Origin of the sequence: Sphingobacterium sp., assembly GCF_039596235.1 — a bacterium.
In the GTDB taxonomy this organism is placed as follows: Bacteria; Bacteroidota; Bacteroidia; order Sphingobacteriales; family Sphingobacteriaceae; genus Sphingobacterium.
On sequence record NZ_JBCNKE010000003.1, the window covers coordinates 103,940 to 116,707 of the forward strand.

8 protein-coding genes are annotated in these 12,768 nt (G+C 42.9%); 7 read left to right on the forward strand and 1 reads right to left on the reverse strand.

Features of this window, described 5'->3' with window-relative positions; all coding sequences use genetic code 11:
• Window positions 1-50: 50 nt before the first annotated feature.
• Entirely contained in the window at window positions 51-1,610 is a 1,560-nt protein-coding gene (locus ABDW32_RS07895) for a hypothetical protein (protein ID WP_343561134.1), read from the reverse strand.
• A 792-nt stretch (window positions 1,611-2,402) separates the two neighbouring features.
• Here ABDW32_RS07895 and pxpB point away from each other — a divergent pair.
• The 7 genes from pxpB to ABDW32_RS07930 all read left to right on the forward strand — a co-directional run bounded on the left by pxpB (window position 2,403) and on the right by ABDW32_RS07930 (window position 12,762).
• The gene (gene pxpB / locus ABDW32_RS07900; RefSeq protein ID WP_343561136.1) at window positions 2,403-3,128 is read left to right on the forward strand and encodes a 5-oxoprolinase subunit PxpB; all 726 of its coding nucleotides are present in this window, start codon (window positions 2,403-2,405) and stop codon (window positions 3,126-3,128) included.
• Window positions 3,118-4,074 carry a biotin-dependent carboxyltransferase family protein gene (locus tag ABDW32_RS07905; RefSeq protein ID WP_343561138.1) on the forward strand — a complete coding sequence of 319 codons (957 nt, stop codon included), beginning with the start codon at window positions 3,118-3,120 and terminating at the stop codon, window positions 4,072-4,074. Before pxpB ends, ABDW32_RS07905 begins: the two co-directional genes overlap by 11 nt.
• Entirely contained in the window at window positions 4,067-4,825 is a 759-nt protein-coding gene (locus tag ABDW32_RS07910; RefSeq protein WP_343561140.1) for a 5-oxoprolinase subunit PxpA, read from the forward strand. The genes ABDW32_RS07905 and ABDW32_RS07910 overlap by 8 nt, the downstream gene beginning before the upstream one ends.
• Window positions 4,822-5,991 (forward strand): NRAMP family divalent metal transporter, encoded by a 1,170-nt coding sequence (locus ABDW32_RS07915; protein ID WP_343561142.1) that lies wholly within the window; start codon window positions 4,822-4,824, stop codon window positions 5,989-5,991. The genes ABDW32_RS07910 and ABDW32_RS07915 overlap by 4 nt, the downstream gene beginning before the upstream one ends.
• Before the next feature lie 118 nt (window positions 5,992-6,109).
• On the forward strand, window positions 6,110-7,246 hold the full coding sequence (locus ABDW32_RS07920; protein WP_343561144.1) for a glycoside hydrolase family 88 protein: 1,137 nt from the start codon (window positions 6,110-6,112) through the stop codon (window positions 7,244-7,246).
• Between the two features lie 5 nt (window positions 7,247-7,251).
• A complete protein-coding gene (locus ABDW32_RS07925) occupies window positions 7,252-9,387 on the forward strand; it encodes a TIM-barrel domain-containing protein (RefSeq protein ID WP_343561146.1) in 2,136 nt (711 codons plus the stop codon).
• A gap of 276 nt (window positions 9,388-9,663) precedes the next feature.
• On the forward strand, window positions 9,664-12,762 hold the full coding sequence (locus tag ABDW32_RS07930) for a TonB-dependent receptor (RefSeq protein ID WP_343561148.1): 3,099 nt from the start codon (window positions 9,664-9,666) through the stop codon (window positions 12,760-12,762).
• Window positions 12,763-12,768 lie beyond the last annotated feature (6 nt).

Genomic DNA, 12,768 nt, shown 5'->3' on the forward strand with positions numbered 1-12,768 from the left:
TCAGGACGGTCTTTTTGATTTATTACTTAACAAAAATCGATTAGCGATGTCTAGTTGTAATAAATGTAATCCACATAAATGTCAGTCGCCGTTTCGAAATCCTTCATGAAAATTAAATCTTTTGATGGATCCGGATCGTCATTTCTTTTGAAAATTAGTTCCAATCCAATTTTAAAGTTTTCGCTATTACCCATCATAAATCCCTCTCTTGTAGAATCGTTATATTGAAAAGTGTTTGTTAACGGTACAAAATAACCGTAACCATCTCCGCCTCCTGGCGAAGAGCTTGCCTTGATTCTGATGGATTTAAGTGTTAAACCAATTGCTGGGTTGATCTGTAAATTGTTTGTTTTTAGTGTATTGCCATCAACCGCAAAAGATCCTTCAGCCCATGTGTAAGGATCGGTACCATAAGGGCCTGAATTATATTCAGTATAATTATCTATCGTTCCTGTAATAGGAATTTTATTTTTCAAAGAGAATATTCCAAATTTTATATCGCGTACTGGCTGATAGTAACTTGGGGTTAAATTTCCTTCTTTCTTCATTGACAATGAGATAGTATATAGAGGAATAGACGTCACTACAGATCCATCTAACTTGAGAGTTCCTTCAATTTTGACAATGGGGTCGAAGCTCGAAGTAGAACCACCACCACCGAAAAATCCCTGAATGATTCCTAGATACTTTCCCACTACGGGGATAATCTCGCCATAACCTAAGGCCTTATTTAAGAAGTTTTTATCTTTTTGATCCTGAGACCTCTTAAGTTTTTCGAGAAGATTTTTTGAGTCTAATAAAGCACTTGTGAGCCCTCCAGCGCCTTTCACAACTTTGCTTCCGTCGGCCAAAACTTTACCAACTCCATTTTCATAAGATGGGGTGATCTGACTAAGATATTGTGGTACCGCGCTAAATTCAGTTGAAGCAAGTTTAATCTGTGAAGTAAGTACGCTTTTGATATTTAAGTCTAAAATTTGATTTGCCTGAACGTTCGGATCATAGTTCATTAAATTAAAATCGAAATTTATCCATGACCCAAATTGATTTGCAACTGCCATAACTTCTTGATTTTCTGTTTTATCATAGGAGTCAAGATAATTTGCGTCGGAAAAAAATGATAAACTCGCATTTGTATAAGCTGAGTTTCTAAATTTTAAAGAGCCTAAAAAATAAGAAGTACCTATACTTTGGGAGTTCATGACAAAAACTCTTAAAATTCCACGGTATTTATTGTACACTGCGAAGTATGGCATATATACCCCTCTCGTAGGCGTACCGAAATCTCTATAGGCTAGGACCCATCCATCTTCCGTTTTTATATCAGGATTGACCTGATTCATTGGGTTTCCCTGTGTTTTCCAAGGAACTAACATATTGTGTTCATTGATAGTCGAACCTGCCTGTGTAGTATAATACACCTTAACCGTGTTTAACGAACTATTATTCCAATCCCAATTCGGATCAAGGTTGGGATCGTTGGGTTGAGTGATATTTGCTTTTAACGAACGAGATTGTTCTATAGGAACTTCTGACTTTTCATCAAGTTTTGAACAGCTAGCGATACTAATTAATAGTATCGATAATAGGGCGAAAATAATACTTTTCATAATGTAATTTTGTTTATATGATTTATGTATAAAAATAAATAATTTTCCACATTATTTATTTAATTTGTATTAAGTTTATGTAATCAATTTATTGAACGAATTATATTGCATTAGGAATTTTGCAATATAACTCGTTATTTATTAGTATATAGCTTTATTTTAGAGGATTAGCTTCTTTAATTTGAATATTGATAGATAATTGTGCTCAGCTTGCTTTTAAGTTATTTACGTGGGTAAATCGGTTAATTCGAGGTTTTGTTAGAGTTAATAAATACTAAGGTTTACTGCACGTAAATATTTTGACAATAGCTACTAGGTGGATGAATAGTTTAATAGGTTTATTTATTGATTTATAAAATATGCCTGCTTAATTACAAGAACCAAAGAAGAATGGCTTACACATATGTGTTTAAAATTAAAAAAAATGAAATACCTATAGTGCGAACCTAGTGGTTTGTTGTATTACAAAAAAATAATGCATTTCGGATTGAAAATAGCAACATTATAGTTGAAATTGGCAATTTATTTTCCTTCCTATTTCCGAGGGATAGAGGTAAATTTACTCGAGACTTATTAATATATAGAATTGTCCAGGTTATCATGGACAATGATTGACTCTTTCTACTCTGATTAAGGCAGACAGAGTGGTTAGAGCAAAGGCAAGTATCCCATAATTTTCTTCTTGTTTTTGCAAAAAAATACGAAGCGATTATGGGAACTTGCTTTTTAAATTCTGTTATTTGATTATCGTTTGGTATTTATAATCTTTGTATAGATTATAAGATATAAATTATGGGAAGTTCCCACAAGCAGTCTTTAGGTATAGACTTGCCCAATTCCATTCAGCATTATCCCCTGGGAGATCAGGCAATCGTCTTTTCTTTTGGTGACGTAATTTCCGAAGCTATTAATATACAGATTCGCAAAGTCATAACCTGTCTTGAAAACTGTCCACAGGCCGGTGTAATCGAATATGTCCCCGCCTACACAACAATCACGATATACTATGATCCGGTAGTGATTACCTATCAGGAACTATTAGCTGCGCTTCAAATAACCTTACAAAATATATCGGATGATTTTAACTATGGAAGTGCGAAAAAAGAAATCCCGGTTTATTACAATGGAGATGATCTCGCTTATGTAGCTCAATACAATGGTTTGACTGAGGAGGAAGTTATCCGCATACATTGTTCCCGGGAATATCGGGTATACATGATTGGTTTTGTCCCTGGATTTCCGTATTTGGGCGGGATGGACGGCCGGATCGCAACACCACGTAAAGAAGTTCCTCGTTTGAGGATCGAAGCCGGAGCGGTAGGGATCGCTGGACAACAGACCGGTGTATATCCGATCGCTACGCCCGGAGGTTGGCAGATTATCGGGCATACAGCACTACAGTTGTTTGAGCTAAGCCGTGAAAAGCCCTCTTTGCTTGAAGTGGGGGATCTTGTATGCTTTGTGCCTATTGGTTATGATGAGTTTGTGCAACTAAAAACAGAATCTTATGGGCATTAAAATCATCAAAGGCGGCATGTTGACCACGATACAGGATTTGGGACGTTATGGCCTACAACGTTATGGAATGGCTGTCAGTGGAGCCATGGATAGCTATGCCTTATTGCTCGGTAATAGTATACTGGCAAATGCGGACAATGAAGCCGCAATAGAATGTACACTCCTTGGCCCAACAATTTATTTCGAGCAGCCACAGCTTATCGCAGTGACGGGAGCAGACCTGTCACCCCAGGTTGACGGTCAGCCCTTACCGATGTGGAAACCGGTCCTGATTGAGGCTGGCTCATTACTCTCCTTCGGGCGACCAAATTCGGGCTGTCGGGCTTATATCTGTTTTCGCGGCGGGCTTGATGTCCCTGAAGTACTGGGCAGCAGATCGACTTATAGCAAAGGACAAATAGGTGGCTGGCAAGGTCGGGCGCTCAAAGAACAGGATCGTATTGCCTTTAATAATCCCTATGATGGGGAACACAGGCAATTTCCTTGGCGTATTGACCCTACGCTGTATCCCGACCTGTCCACAAAAGTTATCCGGGTGATGGATGGACCGCAACGGGATCAGTTTGAAAGCAACTCCTTGCAAAGCTTTTTTGCGGATGTGTTTACCATTAGCAAAAACTCGGATCGGATGGGGTACCGCTTACAGTCCAGACCATTGCTGTTAAAAGAAAAAAAGGAACTGCTGTCAACGGCCGTTACCTTTGGTAGTATACAGGTACCTCCCGATGGCAACCCGATTATCCTAATGGCCGACCATCCGACCACAGGCGGGTATCCCGTCATTGCACAGGTGGCTACCGTAGACCTTCCGCTCCTGGCGCAAAAGGGACCCGAGGAAAACATCCGTTTTGAACGGATCGAGCTGGATGAAGCGCAAAATTTATTGAAACAGCGATACATAGAATTAATTAAACTGAAAAGAGCAATCGCATTGAAATATGAATAAGCAACTGACGATAGATTTAAATTGTGATATGGGCGAGAGCTTTGGCGCTTGGACAATGGGCAATGATGAGGCGATCATGCCTTATGTTTCTGCAGCAAATATTGCCTGTGGTTTTCACGCCGGAGATCCTTCGACAATGATGAAAACCATTCAGCTGGGCCTGAAATATAATGTCAAAATAGGCGCCCATCCCGGTTTTCAGGATCTGACAGGTTTTGGAAGACGGGAGATTCAGACTACTGCCAGGGAAGTCTATGAGCTGGTTGTTTATCAGGTTGGTGCACTTGCAGCATGTGCCAAAGTACAGCAGACAACATTAAAACATGTGAAGCCGCATGGAGCGCTCTATAATATGGCGGCGAGGAAACCGGCGTTGGCGGATGCAATTGCAACCGCAATCTACGCAATCGATCCAAACCTCATCCTATATGGTCTTTCGGGCAGTGAACTGATTAAAGCTGGTCGGAACAAAGGGTTGAACGTATATAGTGAGGTTTTTGCCGACCGCACTTACCAAGAGGATGGCACATTGACCGCGAGGTCGGATAAAAATGCGCTTATTCATGATCCAGAGCAGGCAGCCCAACAAGTCTTACATATGATCAGAACTGGAAAGGTGATTTCCGTGCAAGGTACGGAAGTGGACATCCAAGCCGATACCGTTTGTCTGCATGGGGATAGTTCCGAAGCTGTACAGTTTGCGAGGACAATCCATCAAACATTAAAAGATCACGATATACGGATCCGATGAAACAAAAAAATACATCCGCCCTGTTTGGCGCGGCCTTGTTAATGGCCACATCGGCTATAGGCCCGGGCTTCCTGACGCAAACAACATTTTTTACAAAGTCGCTGGGTGCCAGCTTTGGATTCGTCATTCTTGTGTCCATCCTGATTGATATTGGTGTTCAATTAAATATCTGGCGCGTGATCGCCGTATCTGAAATGCGGGCGCAGGATATTGCCAATAAGCTATTGCCCGGTCTGGGCGGTTTTATCTCGCTCCTGATTATTCTCGGCGGTCTGGCGTTCAATATCGGTAATGTCGCTGGAGCTGGATTGGGACTGGAAGCGCTCTTTGGTGTGCATGTTGTGACAGGGGCTTGTATTTCAACATTAATCGCCATTGCCGTATTTATAAACAGACAGATCGGTAAGGCCATGGACCGTTTTACACAGCTCATGGGAGCAATCATGATCTTAGCATTTATCTACATCACATGGGTATCTTCGCCACCAATGGGAGAGGCCGCTTTGCGGACGGTGGCCCCAGTAAAGATAGATTTTGTATCGATCATAACATTAGTGGGAGGTACGGTTGGTGGTTACATTACTTTTGCTGGCGGTCATCGTCTGATTGATGCTGGGGTAAAAGGATTTGATGCGCTGCCTACCGTGAATAGAAGTGCCGTCATGGGGATCTCTGTCGCTTCGCTGGTTAGGGTCTGCCTATTTTGGGCTGCACTTGGTGTGCTGAGCCAGGGCTCATTGATCGACGACGCTAATCCTACGGCATCGGTTTTCCAACTTGCCGCAGGCAATTTTGGTTATCGCCTATTTGGTTTGGTTATGTTCGCGGCTTCAATTACCTCGGTTATCGGTTCGGCGTATACTTCCGTTTCATTTATTAAAACATTTAATAAGCGTATCGCAAAAAATGAAAATTGGATTATTATTGCCTTTATAGTTATTTCCACGCTCATATTTGTCTCTGTCGGTAAACCTGTTCATCTATTAATTATTGCCGGTGCAGTCAATGGTATTATATTGCCAGTCTCACTGACTGTGATGTTGATCGCGGCTTATAAACCCGCTATCGTAGGGACCTATAAACAACCGATACTGCTGACACTGGTCGGTGCGACGATTGTTGTCTTAATGGCTTTTATGAGTATCAGCGTAATTCGGGATCTGTAAGTCTTTTCTCTATGCCACCGAAGCTGACAATATTTCCACCTAAATGACCGAAAATTACCCCTCAAAAAAGCTGCTGCATAACGATATTTGGTGTAATAACTGAATATAAACCAAGCTAATGATGAATGTTTTGAGGTCAATACTCTCGGGTATTGCTGTGTTCGTGGCACTATATGGCCAGGCACAAAGCATAGATTTAAAAAATTGGCCCGAGAAGGCCAATCCTATTACCGTTGGCCGTTTGGTCGCGCAGCGTTTTGTCGAAAGTCCACATAACAGCTTTAAACCACCGGCGCCCCCCAGATCTATTACTTACCCCGAAGTCTGTACCTGGTATGGTGCCCTGAAGTTTGCCGATATCAACAAGGACAAGGTGTTACTTGAGCAGCTTACCAAACGCTTTATGCCTTTTTTTGATTCAGAGAAACATCTCGTGCCACGACCCTGGCATGTGGATTTTGCCGTATTTGGAACCGTTCCACTTGAACTTTATCAGCAGACAAAAAATACAACCTTTCGGGAGATGGGGATGCGTTTCGCCGATGCGCAATGGACTATCCCCATTGATTCACCTCAAGCGGTGAAGGATACTTACCAAAAGTTTTTGGACAAGGGATTGACCTGGCAGACACGTTACTGGATAGATGATATGTATATGATTACCATGGTACAGTCCAAGGCCTTTGAGGTGACCGGGGAACGTAAATACATCGATAGGGCCGCTCATGAAATGCTGGTCTACCTCGATACCATCCAAAAAGAGAATGGTCTATTCTATCATGCGCCGGATGCACCCTTCTTTTGGGGAAGGGGGAATGGTTGGATGGCGGCGGGGATGAGCGAGCTCCTGTCTTCCTTACCAACCGATAATCCCAATAGGCCTGCGATATTAGCCGCTTACAAAAAAATGATGGCAAGCCTCAAAAAGTATCAGCGGAGAGACGGTCTATGGGGACAGCTGATTGATAAACCGGAATCCTGGGTGGAAACTTCCGGGTCAGCCATGTTTACTTATGCCTTGATTACGGGAGTGCGAAATGGCTGGCTGGATGAAAAGGAATATGCACCAATCGCCCGCAGGGCTTGGTTGGCACTTGTCGGATACATTAATAACGACGGCGATATCGCGAATGTCTGTGAAGGTACCAACCGGAAAAATGACTATCAGTATTATTTGGACAGAAAACAAAAGATTGGTGATATGCATGGACAGGCTCCCATACTTTGGTGTGTATATGCCCTGTTAAAAAAATAATTGCAATGGAAAGAATACTAATAATTCTTATGCTGTTGCTCTGTAGTCAGGCAAAAGCACAACCTATTCAGTGGAAGGAGCAGTATCCGGGTGTATGGAAAGGCACCTTCGGTCAACCCGAGAAATACACACTGCTAGGTGCTGCTGCTATTAAACCGCGGGCCACAACACTTGAACGGCTACAGTCAACTGATTTTCCATTGCCAAAAATGGAGGTTCATGCGGAACTGATTGATGGGAAAACCTATGTACGGATGCCATTGACAAAAAATGAACAGATCTATGGTTTAGGCCTGAATTTCCAAACTGTTCACCAACGGGGTAAGATCCTTAACCTGCATGTTGATCATTATGGAGGTAAAGATAACGGTCGTACACATGCTCCTGTTCCTTTTTATGTTTCTTCCAGGGGCTATGGTGTACTTGTTAACTCTGCACAGTACCTGACTTATTATGTGGGGACGGGTGTTCGCAAAGATGCAAAGGAGCCGGCAGAAGCTAAGGATCGCAATACTGATAAAAGCTGGAACTCGCGCCCTTATTCAGATGCGGTGGAGATTTATATCCCGGCTGCAGGCGTGGAAATTTATGTCTTCGCAGGCATCAACCCCCTGGACGCCATCAAAAGATACAATCTTTTCTGTGGTGGCGGTACATTGCCACCGCGATGGGGGCTAGGATTTACACAGCGGGTACAGAAACTCTACACTGCTGAAGAGGTGCTCAACGAAGCCGACCAGTTTGAAAAACATGGTTTCCCACTTGATTTCATTGGCCTTGAGCCCGGATGGCAATCGCGCGCTTACCCTTGTACCTTTGAATGGGATAAAGGACGTTTTCCAGATCCTGCTTCCCTGATCAAGAAGTTGGCCACAAAGGGAATCCGTCTAAATCTCTGGACGAACCCATATATCTCACCCGAAGCGGGGATCAGTAAGGCTATCGAACCTTATACGGGCTCCCATACGGTATGGAGCGGTACGGTACCAGATTTAAATCACCCTGAGGCCAGAAAGATCCTCGCTAAACAATTCACGGATGCGCAGCTCAATATTGGCGTCAGTGGTTATAAAATGGATGAAGTCGATGGCTACGATTATTACCTTTGGCCCGATATGGCCAAATTTCCCTCGGGTATCAGTGGGATCCAGATGCGACAAACCTATGGTGTGCTGGCGCAGAAACTGACAGATAGTTTATACCGGAGCAAGAATACGCGAACCTATGGGCTGGTGCGCGCATCGAATGCGGGAGCCAATAATTTGCCCTATGTCATCTATAACGACTATTATAGTCATCAAGATTTTATCACAGCACTGGTCAATAGTGGATTTTGCGGTGTACTATGGACGCCGGAAGTGCGGGGATCGAAAACAGGACAGGAATGGTTACGTCGTTTTCAGTCCGTTGTCTTTTCGCCAATGGCTATGATCAATGCCTGGTCCAGCGGGACAAAACCTTGGTCTTTTCCCGAAGTCGCTGATCAGGTGAAATACTATGCACAGTTAAGGATGGAGCTGATGCCATATTTATATTCCGAATTTGCAAAGTATCATTTTGAGGGTACACCGCCTTTCCGTGCGATGGTATTGGAAGAAGGCTTCCAGGGGCAGGCTAAGGCTGTCTTAGGCAATCAGGATCTGGAGACAAATCCATACCTGGAAGCTGTCAACAGGGAAGTAAAGGATCAATATATGTGTGGCGAATATATTCTGGTCGCGCCTTTATTTGCTGGAGAGTCATCCCGAAAAGTATTGTTGCCCAAAGGTAACTGGTATGACTTCTATACGGGAAAATATGTGGGTAATGGCGAAGAGATCCTTGCTGATCCTGCTTTGGACCGCATACCGGTCTATGTCAAAGATGGCGGTATTATCCCTATGATGGACAGCCGCTTGCATGCACCTTCTCCAGATGAGAAAGTTGATCTGACCATTCGTCACTATGGGGAGAAGGAGGGTAATTATCAGTTATACGATGATGATGGTGTGAGCTTTGATTATGAAAAAGGACTGTATTCATGGCGCCGGGTGTTGATCAAAAAGAATGCAAAAGGACAGCTTTTCGGAGAAATATCCGGAGCGCAGAACGGAAAACCAAACACGTATGGAAGGGTTAAATTTGAATTTATGTCAAAATAGAAAAACCAAAAATAGTATATGCCTGAGGGTTTAATAAAGTGTATTTTGAGGCCAATTGATCATTTTTTACTGCTAAAAAGAACAGAATTTACACCCTCTGACGAGCGTAAGTATGCGATATTTGGGGTAATAACGAATTATAAAAAAATAACCAATAAAGGAATACGGATAGTTTTGTCATGAGCTTCGATCTATAGGGAAGCTGTGACGGAATGTGGCTATGGGAGCCAAGCGTACCTTAGCATAATAAATAACCAATTAATAAATATCTAACTTATGATGAAAAGTATCACAAAAATGGGGTGCTTTGTACTCTGCCTATTTTTAATGATGGGAAGTATGGGTTTACCGCTCTTTGCACAGCAAAATGTTAGGCTTTCCGGTAAGGTGAGCAATAGCAAAGGTGAGGCACTGCAGGGGGTAAGCGTCCGGGTAAAAGGAAAGAACCAAGGGACAAGCACAGATGCAGCCGGTAAGTATCAGATTGAGGCTACTCCCACAAGTACACTAGTTTTTAGTCAAGTAGGGATGAAAGTAGAGGAACGCACGGTCGGTGCGCAGCGACAAATTGATGTACAGCTGGTCGAAAATGACAATGCACTGGATGAGATTGTTGTAACCGGTTATGGTAGCGTTGCCAAAAAACGGGACTTAACCGGGGCAATATCTTCCGTCGGCGCAAAAAAAATCCAGGAAAGACAACCTGTTAATCTATTTGATGCCCTGCAGGGACAAGCAGCCGGTGTACTGATTGTTAATGATGGCGGTGGTGCTCCGGGGGCAACGGGCTCCATACAGGTGCGGGGAACCTCAACTTTGAACGGTGGTAACGGGCCTTTATATCTGGTCGATGGTGTAATAAATCCAGATGGCGCAAATATTAACCCTACGGATATCGAAAACATCGAAGTATTAAAAGATGCTGCATCTGCCTCCATCTATGGATCGCGTGCAGCAAATGGTGTTATTTTGATCACAACCAAACGTGGTGCCGAAGGGAAACCTCTGATTAATGTTAATTATAATCATCTCTTTGGCCGTCTGGCACATTATATTCCGGTGAGCAATTCGGCTGAAGTCCGCGAGTTTAGAAATATACAGGGACAAAATAGCAATATCGACTCGCTAAATCCAAGCTTTAATGCAGATAATGATCTTCAGCGATTGCTTCTTGGCAATCTTGCCCAAAAGAAAGAGATCAAGTTAAGTGTAGGAGGTGGCCAAAAAAATCTTCGTTATTACAGCAGTTTAAACTATTTGGATGACAAGTCTATTATCCTGAATAGCTACGCAAAGCGTTTGCAGTCGCGGATCAATGTGGAGTATCAAGCCTCATCGAAACTGCGATACTCCAACAATATTTCCTTTTCATGGCAAAAAGGCAATACCATTCCAATCGCCAACACGGTGCGCGTCGTGATGGACAGGCCGGCATATTCATTAATCTATTATCCCGACGGATCATTAACGAGTTATGTTGGATCTAAGCGAAATCCCATCGCCAATGCATTGTATGAACAAAATATTGACGAAACCTATTCAGGTCAATTTAACAACCAATTGGACTATCAGTTAATGAATGATCTAAAGCTGACAACGTTGTTTAATGCGCGCTTGGATAACTTGCAAAATACCGGTTTTTCGCCTCGTTTTCTTTCGGCCAATAAGGATCAGAACAGTGGTTCGAATGAATTTACCAAGACATTCTCCTGGGAATTCCAGGCATTTGCCAATTATAACAAAACATTTGCGCAGGATCATAATGTATATGCCCTATTGGGGTTCAGTGCAGATCGTAGACGTTTCGATCGTTTCCACTCTGAATATCTGAACAGTGTAAACGAGGAGGTTCTGGTTACATTTCCAGATTATCTGACTTCATCAAAGACCTATACATCGGCGACTGCAAATGCGACAGCTTCCTTATTCAGCAGAATCGGCTACAATTATAAAAGCCGTTACCTTCTACAGGCTTCGTATCGAAGAGATGGGTCTTCAAGGTTTGGACCGAGTAACAAATGGGGGAATTTTTTCTCGGGGTCTGCCGCTTGGCGATTCTCTGACGAAAATTTTATGAAATGGGCTAAACCGGCATTACAGGATGCTAAATTGAGATATAGTTTTGGACAGCTCGGAAATGATAAAATTGGGGATTACGAATCGTATGCCAAAGTAGCCTTTGGCGGAAATTATAATGGCGTAGGGGGAGCTGCGATGACGCCGACATTGGGTAATTATTTGATCAAATGGGAAATGACTACGCAGAATAATGTGGGCTTAGATCTTACATTTCTCAATGGAAGGCTGGGCTTTACTGCGGACTACTATGTGAAAACAACCACGGATCTATTATATCCAAGGGAACTGCCAAAGGAAACCGGATATACCAAACTTCAGGTAAATGTGGGATCAATCCGAACCCGAGGAATGGAATTTGTTGTTAGTGCCCGACCGATCGTTAAATCAAATTTTAGCTGGGAAATCAATGGAAATATCTCCTTTGAGCGGGGCAAGGTGGTAAAACTGGCTGACGGTATTCCTTTCTTTCCGGGTAATAAATGGTATCTCGAAGAAGGGGGACGCATCGGTAATTTTTACGGATGGCGAAATCTCGGTGTATATGCTTGGGATGAATCCAATGCCTATAACGACAACTGGGATAAGTTGACACTTGTGCTCGATGACCAAGGTAAGCCGTTGTACCGTGACGGTAAACCAGTGTATACATCAAATGGTCAAAATTATGAGGGTACGGTCCATCATCTGTATGCTCCGGACGGCAAGCTGAAAGGCGGGGATGCTGAGTGGCTCAACAACAAACGTGATAGCTTGATCAACGATGATGACCGTATGATTCTGGGAAATCCTACTCCTGATTTCTATTTTGGTTTTATGCAGACATTTACCTACAAACGCTTTTCTTTAAATGTTTTGTTCAATGGCGCAATCGGTGGAGAAGTGTATAACGCTTTGTTACAACGCCAGAACTATCCTTCAAATACTGGAGCTGGCTCACCGGATATGGTATACAATGTATGGCGTAAACCCGGAGATGAGGCCAAGTATCCTTACTATCCTGAAAGAAATAACCGCGGAAACATGAAGACGAACCAAAACAGTCTTTACATCGAAGATGCTTCGTTTATTCGACTTGCCAGCGCACGTCTCGCTTATACATTTAGTCCAAATTTGGCTAATAAATTGAAAATGAAAGGGCTTACGACCTATATCTATGGGACAAATCTATTGACCTGGACGAACTATACGGGCTATGATCCTGAATTCAGTACATCGAATCCGTTGACACCGGGGGAGGACGATGGTCGTTATCCAAGAAGGAGAGAGTTTGGTTTCGGTGTAAATGTTAATTTTTAGAAGATT